Source organism: Bradyrhizobium sp. BEA-2-5, assembly GCF_032918025.1.
Classification (GTDB): Bacteria; Pseudomonadota; Alphaproteobacteria; order Rhizobiales; family Xanthobacteraceae; genus Bradyrhizobium; species Bradyrhizobium pachyrhizi.
This window is the reverse complement of the sequence record NZ_CP136629.1, coordinates 5,059,609-5,075,148: the sequence shown is the minus strand read 5'-3', so window position 1 is coordinate 5,075,148 and position 15,540 is coordinate 5,059,609. Positions and strand designations below refer to the sequence as shown.

The window sequence follows — 15,540 nt, the reverse complement described above, 5'->3', positions numbered from 1 at the left end:
TTTATCGGCTCAACCTTCCAAACGAGGGCTGGGTCCGCAAGGTCGGCTGTTCGGATTCCTTGAAACGTTGCAATCGTCCGGAGACGGACGCGGATCTCACGATGGCAGTCAGCCCGTTCAAGTTCTTGCAGGAAGTGCGTTCGGAGACCGCCAAGGTCACTTGGCCGACCCGTCGTGAGACCACGATCACCACCATCATGGTGTTCGTCATGGTCGCCGTCGCCTCGATCTTCTTCTTCGCCGCCGACCAGATCATCCGTTATCTGATTACCCTGATACTGGGCATCCACTGATGAGCATGGGAACTCAATTGATGGACAAGCGCTGGTACATCGTTCACGCCTATTCGAACTTCGAGAAGAAGGTCGCCGAATCGATCCGCGAGCAGGCCAAGCAGCGCGGCCTCGAGGATTTGTTCGAGCTGGTGCTGGTTCCGACCGAGAAGGTCACGGAAGTGCGCCGCGGCCGCAAGATCGATGCCGAGCGCAAGTTCTTCCCAGGCTATGTGCTGGTGAAGATGAAGCTGACCGACGAGGCGTTCCATCTGATCAAGAACACGCCGAAGGTGACGGGCTTCCTCGGCGCGGAAAACAAGCCAATGCCGATCTCTGAAGCCGAGGCCATGCGCATCCTGCACCAGGTGCAGGAGGGCGTGGAACGGCCGAAGGCGTCGGTGTCGTTCGAGATCGGCGAGAACGTGCGCGTGGCCGACGGCCCGTTCGCCTCGTTCTCGGGCGTCGTCGAGGAAATCGACGAGGCGCGCTCGCGCGTGAAGGTCGCGGTGTCGATCTTCGGCCGCGCAACGCCGGTCGAGCTGGAATTCGGTCAGGTCGAGAAGGTCTGACCGGACGGCGCGGGGTATATGCCTCGCGTCAAGTAGAGAGGCCGTGGGAGGGAGGAGGCGGTCGCCAGCCCCTTCAACCGAACCACGGAACCTGAAACCGCCGGCGACATGCCGGCACAACAGGAGTGATACATGGCAAAGAAAGTGACCGGATACCTGAAGCTTCAGGTCCCGGCCGGCGCGGCGAATCCTTCGCCCCCGATCGGTCCCGCGCTCGGTCAGCGCGGTCTCAACATCATGGAGTTCTGCAAGGCGTTCAACGCCCAGACCCAGAAGGAAGAGAAGAACACCCCGATCCCGGTGATCATCACCATCTATGCGGACCGTTCCTTCACCTTCGAGATGAAGACGCCGCCGATGTCCTACTTCCTCAAGCAGGCCGCCAAGATCCAGTCCGGCTCGAAGGCGCCGGGCCGCGACAAGGCCGGCAAGGTGACCAAGGCGCAGGTGCGCGAGATCGCCGAGAAGAAGATGAAGGACCTGAATTGTGACACCATCGAATCGGCCATGAAGATGGTCGAGGGCTCTGCCCGTTCGATGGGTCTGGAAGTTGCGGGGTAAGCGGTCATGGCAATCGGAAAGCGTTTGAACAAAGCCCGCGAAGGCATTGATCGCGAAAAGCTTTACCCGCTCGCGGACGCCATCAAGATGGTCAAGGAGCGTGCGAAGGCAAAGTTCGACGAGACCATTGAGGTCGCGATCAATCTCGGTGTCGATCCGCGTCACGCCGACCAGATGGTCCGCGGCGTCGTGACCCTGCCGAACGGCACCGGCCGTACGCTCCGCGTCGGCGTGTTTGCCCGGGGCGCCAAGGCCGATGAGGCCAAGGCGGCCGGTGCCGACGTCGTCGGCGCCGAGGATCTGGTCGAGAAGGTCCAGAACGGCACGATCGATTTCGACCGCTGCATCGCCACCCCTGACATGATGCCGCTGGTCGGCCGTCTGGGTAAGGTGCTCGGCCCGCGCGGTCTGATGCCGAACCCGAAGATCGGCACCGTGACCATGGACGTCACCGGCGCGGTGAAGGGTGCCAAGGGCGGCTCGGTCGAGTTCCGCGTCGAGAAGGCCGGCATCCTGCAGGCCGGCGTCGGCAAGGCCTCGTTCTCCGAGGAGAAGCTGGTCGAGAACATCAAGGCCCTGGCGGATGCCGTCTCCAAGGCGAAGCCGGCTGGTTCCAAGGGTACCTACATCCAGCGCGTTGCGGTGTCCTCGACCATGGGCCCGGGCGTGAAGGTCGAGCCGGGCACCATTCTCGGCTGAGATCCTTGGCCGTGACGAGATAAAGAGGGGCGGGACCGGGCAACCGGTTCCGCCCTTTGTTTTTGCCAAAGCGTTTTCAAGCGAAGTGGCTACCGGTTCGCGTGAAGAAAACGCGCCAAGACAAGATCTGAAGCCTCTCGCAAGAAAGAACAACAATGCCCGATAAGGTCCTGGTTTATTCACGCTTTCCCAAGGCCCAGCTGATCCGCTTCGGCGAGCGCTATGAGCTGCTGAACGCGGCGGGCAAGCGATTGGACGAAGCGTTCCCGGCGGCCGAGCTCGCCGATATCAGCGCCATGATCACCGCGGGCGGCACGGCGCTCGGCACGGAGGCCATGGACATGCTGCCGAAGCTCGGCGCGATCGTCTGCTACGGCACTGGCTATGACGGCGTCGATCTCGCCGCTGCCGCCAGACGCGGCATCGCGGTCGGCCACAGCCCGGGGGCCAATGCGGCCTCCGTCGCCGACACCGCGGTCACCTTGATGCTGGCGTCGGTGCGGCGGCTGCTGGTGGCTGACGATTACGTGCGGGGCGGCGACTGGGCCGGTGCAAAGCCCTCGCCAATGATGCGGCCTCAGGCCGGCATGCCCGGCCGCCGCATCGGCGTCTACGGCATGGGCGAGATCGGCCGCAAGATCGCCGCGCGCTGCGCGGCTTTCGAGAGCGAGGTCGGCTATTTCAGCCGCTCGAAGCACGAGGTGCCCTATCAATACTTTCCGACGCTGGAGGCGCTCGCCGATTGGTGCAGCGTGCTGCTGGTGGCCGTCCGCGCCGGCGCCGAGACCGAGCATGCGGTCAATGCCGACATCCTGCGCCGGCTCGGCAGCGACGGGTTCGTCGTCAACATCGCGCGCGGCTCGGTCATCGACGAGAAGGCGCTGGTCGCAGCGTTGACCGACGGCGTGATCGCCGGAGCCGGCCTCGACGTCTTCGCGAGGGAGCCACATGCGCCCGATGCGCTGACCGCGTTGCCGAACGTGGTGCTGTCGCCGCATCTCGGCGGCCACACGCTGGAATCGCACGTCGCCATGCAGGATTGCGTGCTGGCCAATCTCGACGCGTTCTTTGCCGGCAAGCCGCTCGCCTATCCGGTGGCGACGGCGTCCTGACCGCAGCTTCAGCTCCGGCGCGGCGCGTGGCGCAGCTTGTCCGGGTTGCGGACGATGTAGATCGCCGCAATCCGGCCAGTCTCGCCGTCGATCGCCATGCTCAGCGTGTGGTCGACTTCGCCATCGAGGAAGATCAGCGCGCCCGCGCTGCCATTGACCAGCATCGGTTCGACGCGAACCTCGCTGCCGGCGTTCTTGCCGGCGATACCGATGATGAAGCGGACGATCTTCTCTGCCCCCTTGATCGGCTTCAGCGCCGCCAGCTTGCGGCCGCCGCCGTCGGTGATCGCGATGGCATCCGCGCGCAGCAGGTTGGCGAGGGCGGAGACGTCGCCGCTGGCCGCGGCCTTGCAGAATGCCGTCAGCAGCCGTGCGTGGCCTTCGGGTGGCTCGACGGGAACAGGGCGGTTGTCGCGGACCGATCGGCGGGCGCGCGCGGCGAGCTGCCGGCAGGCCGCCTCGCTGCGCTCGAGGGTGCGGGCAACTTCCGCGAATGGCCGGTCGAACACGTCGTGCAGCAGGAACGCGGCGCGCTCGAGCGGCGTCAGGGCGTCGAGCGCCAGCATCAGCGCGAAGGAGAGATCGTCGGCGAGTTCGGTCGCCGCCTCGGCCGACAGCGTCTCGTCGAACACCGGCTCGGGCAACCAGGCGCCGACATAGACTTCGCGCTGGGCGCGGGCGCTCTTCAGCCGGTCGAGGCAAAGCCGGGTCACCACGGTGACGAGGAACGCCTCGGGATTGCGGACGTCGTCCGCCGCGGCGAAGCGCAGCCAGGCGTCCTGGACCACATCGTCGGCATCGCCGCGGCTGCCGAGCATGCGATAGGCAAGCCCGGTCAGCCGCGCCCGATACGGCGCCAGCGGGTCGCGCTCAGGCGGCCTGCTTGATGACATCGATCTGATGGCCGGCCACGGTCACGCGGCGACACTCCCTGGCATATCCCAGCGCCAGCTTCATCATGGGGAAGATGCGGCCGATTTGTAGGGCCATGGCGAGGTCGATCACGCCTTTTTCGCCCCAGCGCGCGCGAACCGCGTCGCGGCAGGCGTCATCGTCGGCCGAGCGTTGCACGATCGCGTCGGCGAAGTGGAAGCCGAGCGCGGTGTCCGCGGTCATGGCGGCAACATCGCGCCGGAGCACGGCGGTGACCTGCCGCTCCGCCACTCCTGCCTCGATCGCCATGTCGACGACCAGTTGCGCGCAGGGACCGCAATCTTCCGCCAGCGCGCCGGTGAGCTTGGCGGCGTAGAAGGCCTCAACCGGCGCGACCGCGCGGTAGGCGGCGGCCTTCATCGCGCCGGCGAATTTGAAGAACGCGGCGGGCGATTCCTTCAGCATGATCTCGAGATAGGTGGTGTCGTAGCCGTAGCGCCTGGAATAGGCGCGCAGCATGCGGCGCGCGATGAAGCTACGCATGTCGTTCTCCTTGATTTGGCAGGGCGGAATAGAGGGCGAGCGCCGCGGGCAGGACGACCGCCACCAGATCGGATGCGGCATGGCGGTCGTGGCCGCCGGCGATCATCACGAGATGCAGCAGGCCGTGGCCGGCCAGGAACGCGGCGCCCGCGACCGCTGCCGGCCACCAGGCCGGCCACAAGGCTCGCGCCGCCAGGCCGAGCCCGGCCACGATGAATGCAATGCCGACGTCCTGGACCAAATGAGGGTTGAAAGAACCGGTATCGGCGGCGCCGGGCACCAGCGACCACCAGAGGGAACCGGCCGACAGCATCACCAGCCCATTGGCGAGGTTGAAGAGGGCGAGAATTCCTGCAATCCATCGTTTCATGCGAGCCTCCAGCGCCCAGACGAGCGACGGCATTGGAGCGTGACGCCGTCCGGCAAGAAATTTTTCGCTGGGCCAGCAGGTCGCCGAACTGGTCTGAAATTTGCTCTTGGCAAGCAGGGCAGGACCGGCTACATAGCGCCTTCCGGGCGTGCTGGCACTTGCTGGCATGTCCGTGCTCGCAATCCGAAAACCTGAGATGATAGGAGATCATTCCTTTCCGCATGCCCGCAAGGATGCTCGAAAGGAAGGAGACCCGTCGCCTTCAGAGGAATGAGAGCAGGGGCCTTCAGCGTGCTGAAGTGCCTCGATCCTGTCCAAGACTGCAGGCGCCCGCGAGAACCTGGTGTTCTCAACGGCTTAATCGCATGGCCTGCATAGACGGGTGAAGACCGGATTTTGCACTCCACGTCGCGATCAGTTCGCGGCCGGGAGGCTGGTTTGGTTCGAACCTCGACAGCCCATGGCCGCAAGGCTCTGGGAGGGCAGGCTTTGAATTGTCGTCTTGCCCGGCGCGTGTCCGAAGGGTTTTGGCCCCGAGGTTCAGGTTTTGGGTGGGACGATGGGTGCAACCCGGCGGTCCCGCTTCTCGCGATGACCGCCAACCGGAGAGAGCTTGCTGTGGAACGAGCGGCAAAAAAAGAAGCGGTCGAACAGCTCAATGAGGTCTTCAAGACCACGAGCGTCGCGGTCGTTGCTCAATATTCCGGCCTCACCGTCGCCCAGATGCAGAAGCTGCGCCAGCAGATGAAGCAGGCGGGTGCTGCGGTGAAGGTCTCGAAGAACCGTCTCGCCAAAATTGCTCTTGAAGGCACTGACGTCGTTGCCATCGGCCCCATGCTGAAGGGACCGACCGTGATCGCCACTTCGAACGATCCGGTAGCGGCGCCAAAGGTCGCCATCGAATTCGCCAAGGCGAACGAAAAGTTCGTCATCGTTGGCGGATCGATGGGAAAGACCGTCCTGAATGTCGACGGCGTGAAGGCGCTTGCCTCGCTGCCGTCGCTTGATGAACTGCGCGGCAAGATCGTCGGCCTCATCGTGGCCCCGGCGACCAAGATCGCTCAGCTCGCCAATGCGCCCGCGGGCAAGCTCGCGCGCGTCATCCAGGCTCATGCCTCAAAGGGCGAAGCGGCCTGACGCCCTTCGCAAAACTCAAACCCGAACCAGACTTACACGTAAGGAAACTGAACAATGGCTGACTTGCAGAAGATCGTTGACGACCTCTCGAGCCTCACCGTGCTCGAAGCTGCCGAACTGGCGAAGCTCCTCGAAGAGAAGTGGGGCGTTTCGGCCGCCGCGGCTGTCGCCGTGGCCGGCCCGGCTGCTGGTGGCGCCGCTGCCGCTCCGGCGGAAGAGAAGACCGAGTTCACGGTCGTTCTCGCCAGCGCCGGCGACAAGAAGATCGAGGTCATCAAGGAAGTCCGCGCCATCACCGGTCTCGGCCTGAAGGAAGCAAAGGACCTCGTCGAGGGGGCTCCGAAGCCGGTGAAGGAAGGCGTGAACAAGGAAGAAGCCGACAAGATCAAGGCCCAGCTCGAGAAGGCTGGCGCCAAGGTCGAGCTCAAGTAATGCGCGATCCGGGAGCGCCGCAGGGCGCTCCCGGGCCATGCAAACGCCGTGCGACAGGTTGTCGCGTGGCGCGCCGGACACAAAAAAGTGTGGGGATCCGTGGACTTAACCCTCGAATCTCCTTTATTGCCATCCCATATCGGGTTGGCAGCGGAAAAACACGGTAGGCGGCGGGGACGGCAGGGTCCTCGGCGGAAGCCGTTGGGAGACAGTCAGATTTCGGGCTTTTTCAGTCCGTAAAGCGGAGCGTTTGGACGAGCGGGTGCAGTGATGCGCCCCGCGCGTTGTTTTGCGTTTTGGAGGTGGTCGGGGCCGGGACGGGGATTTAATTCCTGACTTTGCGCTTCGTTCCTTCGAGACGATTCGAAATTCAACCCGGGGCCGATGGCAGTCGCTCCCGGAAGGTTCGCCCCACAAAGGCGACGAAAATGAGAGGCCACGATGGCGCAGCAGACATTCACCGGTCGCAAACGTGTTCGCAAGTTCTTCGGACACATCAAGGAAGTCGCCGAGATGCCGAACCTCATCGAGGTTCAGAAGGCGTCCTATGACCAGTTCCTGATGGTCGACGAACCCCCGGGCGGCCGTCTCGACGAGGGTCTGCAGGCGGTGTTCCGCTCGGTGTTTCCGATCTCCGACTTTTCGGGCACCTCGATGCTGGAATTCGTCCGCTACGAGTTCGAGCAGCCCAAATACGATGTCGACGAGTGCCGCCAGCGCGGCATGACCTTCGCTGCACCCCTCAAGGTGACGTTGCGCCTCATCGTGTTCGATATCGACGAGGAAACCGGCGCGAAGTCGGTGAAGGACATCAAGGAGCAGGACGTCTACATGGGCGACATCCCGCTCATGACGATGAACGGCACCTTCATCGTCAACGGCACCGAGCGCGTCATCGTCTCGCAGATGCACCGGTCGCCCGGCGTGTTCTTCGACCACGACAAGGGCAAGACCCATTCCTCGGGCAAGCTGCTGTTCGCCGCCCGCGTCATCCCGTATCGCGGCTCCTGGCTCGACATCGAGTTCGACGCCAAGGACATCGTCTATGCGCGTATCGACCGTCGCCGCAAGATTCCGGTGACGTCGCTGATGTTCGCCCTCGGCCTCGACGGCGAGGCGATCCTGTCCACGTTCTACAAGAAGATTCTCTACAAGCGGACCAAGGAAGGCTGGCGCGTTCCGTTCGACGCCAACCGTTTCCGCGGCTACTCGACCGTCAACGACCTGATCGACGCCGACACCGGCAAGGTCGTGCTCGAGGCGGGCAAGAAGCTCACCGTCCGCGCCGCCCGCCAGCTCCAGGAGAAGGGGCTGAAGGCGCTGCGCATGGCCGACGAGGAGCTGGTCGGCAACTACGTCGCCGAGGATCTCGTCAACCCGAAGACCGGTGAGATCCACGCCGAGGCCGGTGAGGAAATCACCGACAAGCTGATGAAGGCGCTCAACGAGCAGGGCTACAAGGAGCTGCCGCTGCTCGACATCGACCACGTCAATGTCGGCCCCTACATCCGCAACACGCTGTCGGCCGACAAGAACATGACGCGCGAGGACGCGCTGTTCGACATCTACCGCGTGATGCGTCCGGGCGAGCCGCCGACGCTGGAATCGGCGCAGGCCATGTTCCAGTCGCTGTTCTTCGACGCCGAACGCTACGACCTGTCCGCGGTCGGCCGCGTCAAGATGAACATGCGCCTCGACCTCGATGCGCCCGACACCCAGCGCACGCTGCGCAAGGAGGACATCCTCTCCGTCATCAAGACGCTGGTGGATCTGCGCGACGGCAAGGGCGAGATCGACGACATCGACCATCTCGGCAACCGCCGTGTGCGCTCGGTCGGCGAGCTCATGGAAAACCAGTACCGCATCGGCCTGCTGCGCATGGAGCGCGCCATCAAGGAGCGCATGTCCTCGGTCGATATCGACACGGTCATGCCGCAGGACCTGATCAACGCCAAGCCGGCGGCCGCCGCCGTGCGCGAGTTCTTCGGTTCCTCGCAGCTCTCGCAGTTCATGGACCAGACCAACCCGCTGTCGGAGATCACCCACAAGCGTCGCCTGTCGGCGCTCGGACCGGGCGGTCTGACCCGCGAGCGCGCCGGCTTCGAGGTGCGCGACGTGCATCCGACGCATTACGGCCGCATCTGCCCGATCGAAACGCCGGAAGGTCCGAACATCGGCCTGATCAACTCGCTCGCGACCTTCGCGCGCGTGAACAAGTACGGCTTCGTCGAGACGCCGTACCGCAAGGTCAAGGACGGCCGCGTCACCGACGAGGTGGTGTACCTGTCGGCGATGGAAGAAGGGCGCTATTCGGTGGCCCAGGCCAACGTGCCGGTCGACGCCAAGGGCCGCTTCACCGAAGACCTGGTGGTCTGCCGCTCGAGCGGAACCCGCGACGTCGTGCCGATGACGCCCGACAAGGTCGACTACATGGACGTGTCGCCGAAGCAGCTCGTTTCGGTCGCCGCGGCGCTGATCCCGTTCCTCGAGAACGACGACGCCAACCGCGCGCTGATGGGCTCGAACATGCAGCGCCAGGCGGTGCCGCTGGTTCGCGCCGAGGCGCCGTTCGTCGGCACCGGCATGGAGGGCGTGGTTGCCCGTGACTCGGGTGCCGCGATCGCGGCGCGCCGTTCGGGCGTGATCGACCAGATCGATGCGACCCGCGTCGTCATCCGCGCGACGGAAGATCTCGATCCGACCAAGTCGGGCGTCGATATCTACCGTCTCATGAAGTACCAGCGCTCGAACCAGTCGACTTGCATCAACCAGCGTCCGCTGGTGAAGGTCGGCGACATCGTCAAGAAGGGCGACATCATCGCTGACGGTCCGTCGACCGATCTCGGCGAGCTCGCGCTCGGCCGCAACGTGCTGGTCGCGTTCATGCCGTGGAACGGCTACAACTTCGAAGACTCGATCCTGCTGTCGGAGCGGATCGTGAAGGAAGACGTCTTCACCTCGATCCACATCGAGGAGTTCGAGGTGATGGCCCGCGACACCAAGCTCGGACCTGAGGAAATCACCCGCGACATTCCGAACGTCTCGGAAGAAGCGCTGAAGAACCTCGACGAAGCCGGTATCGTCTACATCGGTGCGGAAGTGCGCGCCGGTGACATCCTGGTCGGCAAGATCACGCCGAAGGGCGAAAGCCCGATGACGCCGGAAGAGAAGCTCCTGCGCGCCATCTTCGGCGAGAAGGCCTCCGACGTCCGCGACACCTCGCTGCGCGTTCCCCCGGGCGTGCAGGGCACGATCGTCGAAGTGCGCGTGTTCAACCGTCACGGCGTCGACAAGGACGAGCGTGCGCTGGCGATCGAGCGGGAAGAGATCGAGCGCCTTGCCAAGGACCGCGACGACGAGCAGGCGATCCTGGACCGCAACGTCTACAACCGTCTCGCCGAGCTCCTCGAGGGGCGGCAGGGCATTGCGGGTCCGAAGGGCTTCAAGAAGGACACCAAGATCACCCGTGCGGTGCTCGAGGAGTACCCGAAGTCGCAGTGGTGGCTGTTCGCTTCGCCCAACGACAAGCTGATGGCCGAAATCGAGGCCATGCGGAAGCAGTACGACGAGTCGAAGAAGGGGCTGGAACAGCGCTTCCTCGACAAGGTCGAGAAGCTTCAGCGCGGCGACGAATTGCCGCCCGGCGTGATGAAGATGGTCAAGGTCTTCGTCGCGGTGAAGCGCAAGATCCAGCCCGGCGACAAGATGGCCGGCCGCCACGGCAACAAGGGCGTGGTGTCGAAGATCGTGCCGATCGAGGACATGCCGTTCCTCGAAGACGGCACGCATGCCGACATCGTGCTCAACCCGCTCGGCGTGCCCTCGCGCATGAACGTCGGACAGATCCTCGAGACCCATCTCGGCTGGGCCTGCGCCGGCCTCGGCAAGCGTATCGGCCAGACGGTCGACGCCTACTATCAGAAGCAGGATCTCAAGCCGCTGCGCGAGACCTTGAAGAAGGTCTACGGCGAGGACGAGACGATCAAGTCGCTCAACGACAACGAGCTGCTTGAACTCGGCCACAACCTCAGCCGCGGCGTGCCGATCGCGACGCCGGTGTTCGACGGTGCCAAGGAAGCCGACATCGAGGAGATGCTGAAGCTTGCCGGTCTCGACGCTTCGGGTCAGTCGACCGTCTATGACGGCCGTACCGGCGATCCGTTCGATCGCAAGGTGACGGTGGGCTACATCTACATGCTCAAGCTGCACCATCTGGTCGACGACAAGATCCATGCGCGTTCGATCGGTCCGTACTCGCTCGTCACCCAGCAGCCGCTGGGCGGCAAGGCGCAGTTCGGCGGCCAGCGCTTCGGCGAAATGGAGGTGTGGGCGCTCGAGGCTTACGGCGCGGCGTACACGCTCCAGGAGATGCTGACGGTGAAGTCGGACGACGTCGCCGGCCGTACCAAGGTGTACGAGGCGATCGTGCGCGGCGACGACACGTTCGAGGCCGGTATTCCGGAATCGTTCAACGTGCTGGTCAAGGAAATGCGCTCGCTCGGCCTGAACGTCGACCTGCACAACTCCAAGATGGGACCGGCGCCGACGTCGGAAGCGGCCGAGTAACGCTGTGATCATGCCCGGCGCGAGACGCGCCGGGCCTCCGCACTCCGCTCGGACGTTGGGTGGGGGCGCGGGCTGAATAGAAGTTTCGAATTTGCGGCCGGAGGCGACCGGCACGCGAGGAGAAGACGATGAACCAAGAAATTATGAATCTCTTCAATCCGACGACGCCGGCTCAGGTCTTCGACCAGATCCGGATCTCGATCGCGTCCCCAGAGAAGATTCTGTCCTGGTCCTACGGCGAGATCAAGAAGCCGGAGACCATCAACTACCGCACCTTCAAGCCCGAGCGCGACGGCCTGTTCTGCGCCCGCATCTTCGGGCCGATCAAGGACTACGAGTGCTTGTGCGGCAAGTACAAGCGCATGAAGTACAAGGGCATCATCTGCGAGAAGTGCTCGGTCGAGGTCACGCTGTCGCGCGTCCGGCGCGAGCGCATGGGCCATATCGAGCTCGCAGCTCCCGTCGCCCACATCTGGTTCCTGAAGTCGCTGCCCTCGCGCATCGGCCTCCTGCTCGACATGACGCTGAAGGATCTCGAGCGGATCCTCTACTTCGAGTATTACGTCGTGCTGGAGCCGGGCCTCACCGCGCTGAAGGACCGTCAGCTGCTGTCGGAAGACGAGTATCTGAAGGCGCAGGACGAGTACGGCCAGGATTCCTTCACCGCCATGATCGGCGCCGAAGCGATCCGCGAGCTGCTCAAGGGCATGGACCTCGAGAAGCTCGAGGCTTCCCTGCGTGTCGAGATGCAGGAGACCGACTCCGACATCAAGCACAAGAAGCTCGCCAAGCGCCTGAAGATCGTGGAAGCGTTCCGCCACTCCGGCAACAAGCCGGAATGGATGATCATGACCGTGGTGCCGGTGATCCCGCCGGACCTGCGTCCGCTGGTGCCGCTCGACGGCGGCCGCTTCGCGACCTCGGACCTCAACGACCTCTACCGCCGCGTCATCAACCGCAACAATCGCTTGAAGCGGCTGATGGAGCTGCGCGCGCCCGACATCATCATCCGCAACGAGAAGCGCATGCTTCAGGAGGCCGTCGACGCGCTGTTCGACAACGGCCGCCGCGGCCGCGTCATCACGGGCGCCAACAAGCGCCCGCTGAAGTCGCTCGCCGACATGCTCAAGGGCAAGCAGGGCCGCTTCCGTCAGAACCTGCTCGGCAAGCGCGTCGACTATTCGGGTCGTTCGGTGATCGTGGTCGGTCCCGAGCTGCGCCTGCACCAGTGCGGCCTGCCGAAGAAGATGGCGCTCGAGCTGTTCAAGCCGTTCATCTACTCGCGGCTTGACGCCAAGGGCCTGTCCACCACGGTGAAGCAGGCCAAGAAGCTGGTCGAGAAGGAGCGGCCCGAGGTCTGGGACATCCTGGACGAGGTGATCCGCGAGCATCCGGTGCTGCTCAACCGCGCGCCGACGCTGCATCGCCTCGGCATCCAGGCGTTCGAGCCCGTGCTGATCGAGGGCAAGGCGATCCAGCTCCACCCGCTGGTCTGCTCCGCGTTCAACGCCGACTTCGACGGCGACCAGATGGCCGTGCACGTTCCGCTGTCGCTCGAAGCGCAGCTGGAAGCGCGCGTCCTGATGATGTCGACGAACAACATCCTGCATCCGGCGAACGGCCAGCCGATCATCGTGCCGTCGCAGGACATCGTGCTCGGTCTGTACTACGTCTCGATCATGCGCGAAGGCCTGCCCGGCGAGGGCAAGGTGTTCGGCGACATGGCCGAGCTCGAGCACGCGCTGCACGCGAAGGTCATCCACCTCCACACCAAGATCAAGTACCGGTGGGAAGGCATGGACGAGACCGGCAAGGTCTCCAGGCGCTGGATCGAGACCACCGCCGGCCGCGTCATGCTCGGCAATTTGCTGCCGAAGAACCCGCGCATCTCGTACGAGATCATCAACAAGCTGATGACCAAGCGCGAGATCTCCGGCGTCATCGACCAGGTCTACCGTCACTGCGGACAGAAGGAGACGGTGATCTTCTGCGACCGCATCATGGCGCTCGGCTTCTACAACGCGTTCAAGGCCGGCATCTCGTTCGGCAAGGACGACATGGTCGTGCCGCACGGCAAGTGGAAGATCGTCGACACCACCCGTACGCTGGCGAAGGATTTCGAGCAGCAGTACAACGACGGTCTGATCACGCATGGCGAGAAGTACAACAAGGTCGTCGACGCCTGGTCGAAGGCCACGGAAGAAATCGCCAAGGCGATGATGAAGGAGATCTCCGCCACCAAGAAGACGGCGAGCGGAGCCGATGCCGACATCAACTCGATCTACATGATGGCCCACTCCGGTGCCCGCGGTTCGCCGGCCCAGATGCGCCAGCTCGCTGGCATGCGCGGCCTGATGGCCAAGCCGTCGGGCGAGATCATCGAGACGCCGATCATCTCGAACTTCAAGGAAGGCCTCTCGGTGCTCGAGTACTTCAACTCGACCCACGGCGCCCGCAAGGGCCTCGCGGACACCGCGTTGAAGACCGCGAACTCCGGCTACCTGACGCGTCGTCTCGTCGACGTGGCGCAGGACTGCATCATCACGCAGAGCGACTGCGGCACCAAGCTCGGCATCAAGATGCGCGCCATCGTCGATGCCGGCACCGTGGTCGCTTCGCTCGGCTCGCGCATCCTCGGACGCACGGCCTGCGAAGACGTGCGCGATCCCGCCACCAACGAGGTGATCATCAAGCGCGATACGCTGATGGAAGAGAGCCATCTGGAGGCCATTCAGCAGGGTGGCGTGCAGGAGGTGAAGATCCGCTCGGCGCTGACCTGCGAGCTCGTCAACGGCATCTGCGGCAAGTGCTACGGCCGCGACCTCGCCCGCGGCACGCCGGTCAACCACGGCGAAGCGGTCGGCGTCATCGCGGCGCAGTCGATCGGCGAGCCGGGGACCCAGCTCACCATGCGCACCTTCCACATCGGTGGTGCGGCGCAGCTCAACGAGCAGTCGTTCGTCGAAGCCAATTTCGACGGCAAGATCGTGATCCGGAACAAGGCCATCGCCCGCAACAGCGAAGGCCACCTGATCGCGATGGTGCGCAACATGGTTGTCGCGATCGTCGATGCCGACGGCACCGAGCGTGCGACGCACCGTATCCAGTACGGTTCGCGCCTGCACGTCGACGAGGGCGACATGGTCAAGCGCGGCCAGCGCATCGTCGAGTGGGATCCCTACACCCGGCCGCTGCTCACCGAAGTCGAAGGCACGATCGGCTTCGAGGATCTGGTCGAGGGACAGTCGATCTCGGAAACGCTCGACGAAGCCACCGGTATCGCCAAGCGCGTGGTCATCGACTGGCGCTCGACGCGCGGCGGCGCGGACCTGCGTCCGGCCATCGTGGTGAAGGGCAAGGACGGCAAGGTGCTCAAGCTCGCCCGTGGCGGCGATGCCCGCTACATGCTGTCGGTCGATGCCATTCTCTCGGTCGACATCGGAGCCAAGGTACAGCCGGGCGACATCCTCGCCCGTGTCTCGACCGAAAGCGCCAAGACGCGTGACATCACCGGCGGTCTGCCGCGGGTGGCGGAACTGTTCGAGGCTCGGCGTCCGAAGGATGCGGCGATCATTGCCGAAATCGCGGGCACCATCCGGTTCGGGCGCGACTACAAGAACAAGCGCCGCATCTCGATCGAGCCGATGGACAAGACCGACGAGCCGCGCGAGTACCTGATCCCGAAGGGCAAGCACATCCACCTTCAGGACGGCGACGTCGTCGAAAAGGGCGACTTCATCGTGGAGGGCAATCCGGCACCGCACGACATCCTAGCGGTGAAGGGCATCGAGGAGCTCGCGGCCTATCTGGTCAACGAGATCCAGGAGGTCTACCGGCTGCAGGGCGTGCTCATCAACGACAAGCACATCGAGGTGATTGTCCGTCAGATGCTCCAGAAGGTGGAAATCACCGATCAGGGCGATACGGACATGATCTCCGGCGAGCAGGTCGACAAGATCGAGTTCGACGCGCTGAACGTGAAGGCCAAGGAAGAGGGCAAGAAGCCCGCTACGGGAACGCCGGTTCTGCTCGGCATCACCAAGGCGAGCCTCCAGACCCGGTCCTTCTTCTCGGCGGCATCGTTCCAGGAGACCACGCGCGTCCTCACCGAGGCGGCGGTCAACGGCAAGATCGATCCGCTCGAAGGCCTCAAGGAGAACGTCATCGTCGGCCGGCTGATCCCGGCGGGCACCGGCGCCTCCATGGCCAAGATCCGCGAAGTCGCCATGAAGCGCGACAAGCTGATCCTGGACGAGCGCGAGAAGCAGCAGGCGGCGATCGTGCCGACGGCTCCGGAAGCGGAGCCGCTGGCGCTGCCGCCCGCGGAATAGGCATCCGCAAGACTACGGGTATGGCGAGAAGGCCGGCGTTTAGCCGGCCTTTTTGCTGCTTTCTTTGCTTGC

The 15,540-nt window shown here is 64.2% G+C and carries 12 protein-coding genes; 9 read left to right on the top strand and 3 right to left on the bottom strand.

What is annotated here, in order from left to right; genetic code table 11:
• The first annotated feature begins 101 nt into the window (after nucleotides 1–101).
• The 5 genes from secE (at nucleotide 102) to RX327_RS23865 (ending at nucleotide 3,216) form a co-directional block, all read left to right on the top strand.
• On the top strand, nucleotides 102–293 hold the full coding sequence (gene secE, locus RX327_RS23885; protein ID WP_317247285.1) for a preprotein translocase subunit SecE: 192 nt from the start codon (nucleotides 102–104) through the stop codon (nucleotides 291–293).
• 20 nt (nucleotides 294–313) lie between these two features.
• Entirely contained in the window at nucleotides 314–844 is a 531-nt protein-coding gene (nusG, locus tag RX327_RS23880; RefSeq protein ID WP_317251310.1) for a transcription termination/antitermination protein NusG, read from the top strand.
• Between the two features lie 132 nt (nucleotides 845–976).
• The gene (gene rplK / locus RX327_RS23875; protein WP_011088164.1) at nucleotides 977–1,405 is read left to right on the top strand and encodes a 50S ribosomal protein L11; all 429 of its coding nucleotides are present in this window, start codon (nucleotides 977–979) and stop codon (nucleotides 1,403–1,405) included.
• Between the two features lie 6 nt (nucleotides 1,406–1,411).
• Nucleotides 1,412–2,104 carry a 50S ribosomal protein L1 gene (gene rplA / locus RX327_RS23870; RefSeq protein ID WP_025037003.1) on the top strand — a complete coding sequence of 231 codons (693 nt, stop codon included), beginning with the start codon at nucleotides 1,412–1,414 and terminating at the stop codon, nucleotides 2,102–2,104.
• A gap of 155 nt (nucleotides 2,105–2,259) precedes the next feature.
• Nucleotides 2,260–3,216, top strand: a complete 957-nt coding sequence (locus tag RX327_RS23865; RefSeq protein WP_317247284.1) for a 2-hydroxyacid dehydrogenase — start codon at nucleotides 2,260–2,262, stop codon at nucleotides 3,214–3,216.
• 8 nt (nucleotides 3,217–3,224) lie between these two features.
• On the opposite strand, the gene sigJ is transcribed toward RX327_RS23865, so the two are convergent.
• From sigJ to RX327_RS23850, 3 genes are read right to left on the bottom strand one after another with little or no spacing between them, the layout of a single operon-like run.
• The gene (gene sigJ / locus RX327_RS23860; RefSeq protein WP_028335450.1) at nucleotides 3,225–4,109 is read right to left on the bottom strand and encodes an RNA polymerase sigma factor SigJ; all 885 of its coding nucleotides are present in this window, start codon (nucleotides 4,107–4,109) and stop codon (nucleotides 3,225–3,227) included.
• A complete protein-coding gene (locus RX327_RS23855; RefSeq protein WP_028335451.1) occupies nucleotides 4,087–4,632 on the bottom strand; it encodes a hypothetical protein in 546 nt (181 codons plus the stop codon). Before RX327_RS23855 ends, sigJ begins: the two co-directional genes overlap by 23 nt.
• On the bottom strand, nucleotides 4,625–5,170 hold the full coding sequence (locus tag RX327_RS23850; protein WP_317247283.1) for a hypothetical protein: 546 nt from the start codon (nucleotides 5,168–5,170) through the stop codon (nucleotides 4,625–4,627). The genes RX327_RS23855 and RX327_RS23850 overlap by 8 nt, the downstream gene beginning before the upstream one ends.
• Nucleotides 5,171–5,620: 450 nt before the next feature.
• Here RX327_RS23850 and rplJ point away from each other — a divergent pair, with 450 nt between their 5' ends.
• From rplJ to rpoC, 4 genes are all read left to right on the top strand, one after another.
• On the top strand, nucleotides 5,621–6,139 hold the full coding sequence (rplJ, locus tag RX327_RS23845; RefSeq protein ID WP_035709556.1) for a 50S ribosomal protein L10: 519 nt from the start codon (nucleotides 5,621–5,623) through the stop codon (nucleotides 6,137–6,139).
• A 54-nt stretch (nucleotides 6,140–6,193) separates the two neighbouring features.
• Entirely contained in the window at nucleotides 6,194–6,571 is a 378-nt protein-coding gene (gene rplL, locus RX327_RS23840; RefSeq protein ID WP_028177960.1) for a 50S ribosomal protein L7/L12, read from the top strand.
• A gap of 441 nt (nucleotides 6,572–7,012) precedes the next feature.
• Nucleotides 7,013–11,137, top strand: a complete 4,125-nt coding sequence (rpoB, locus tag RX327_RS23835) for a DNA-directed RNA polymerase subunit beta (RefSeq protein WP_317247282.1) — start codon at nucleotides 7,013–7,015, stop codon at nucleotides 11,135–11,137.
• A 128-nt stretch (nucleotides 11,138–11,265) separates the two neighbouring features.
• Entirely contained in the window at nucleotides 11,266–15,468 is a 4,203-nt protein-coding gene (gene rpoC, locus RX327_RS23830) for a DNA-directed RNA polymerase subunit beta' (RefSeq protein WP_317247281.1), read from the top strand.
• Nucleotides 15,469–15,540: the final 72 nt, after the last annotated feature.

Coding starts and splice junctions, on each gene's coding strand:
- secE (WP_317247285.1), top strand. CDS start 102: ATGGCAGTCAGCCCGTTCAAGTTCTTGCAGGAAGTGCGTTCGGAGACC.
- nusG (WP_317251310.1), top strand. CDS start 314: ATGGACAAGCGCTGGTACATCGTTCACGCCTATTCGAACTTCGAGAAG.
- rplK (WP_011088164.1), top strand. CDS start 977: ATGGCAAAGAAAGTGACCGGATACCTGAAGCTTCAGGTCCCGGCCGGC.
- rplA (WP_025037003.1), top strand. CDS start 1,412: ATGGCAATCGGAAAGCGTTTGAACAAAGCCCGCGAAGGCATTGATCGC.
- RX327_RS23865 (WP_317247284.1), top strand. CDS start 2,260: ATGCCCGATAAGGTCCTGGTTTATTCACGCTTTCCCAAGGCCCAGCTG.
- sigJ (WP_028335450.1), bottom strand. CDS start 4,109: ATGTCATCAAGCAGGCCGCCTGAGCGCGACCCGCTGGCGCCGTATCGG.
- RX327_RS23855 (WP_028335451.1), bottom strand. CDS start 4,632: ATGCGTAGCTTCATCGCGCGCCGCATGCTGCGCGCCTATTCCAGGCGC.
- RX327_RS23850 (WP_317247283.1), bottom strand. CDS start 5,170: ATGCCAGCAAGTGCCAGCACGCCCGGAAGGCGCTATGTAGCCGGTCCT.
- rplL (WP_028177960.1), top strand. CDS start 6,194: ATGGCTGACTTGCAGAAGATCGTTGACGACCTCTCGAGCCTCACCGTG.
- rpoB (WP_317247282.1), top strand. CDS start 7,013: ATGGCGCAGCAGACATTCACCGGTCGCAAACGTGTTCGCAAGTTCTTC.
- rpoC (WP_317247281.1), top strand. CDS start 11,266: ATGAACCAAGAAATTATGAATCTCTTCAATCCGACGACGCCGGCTCAG.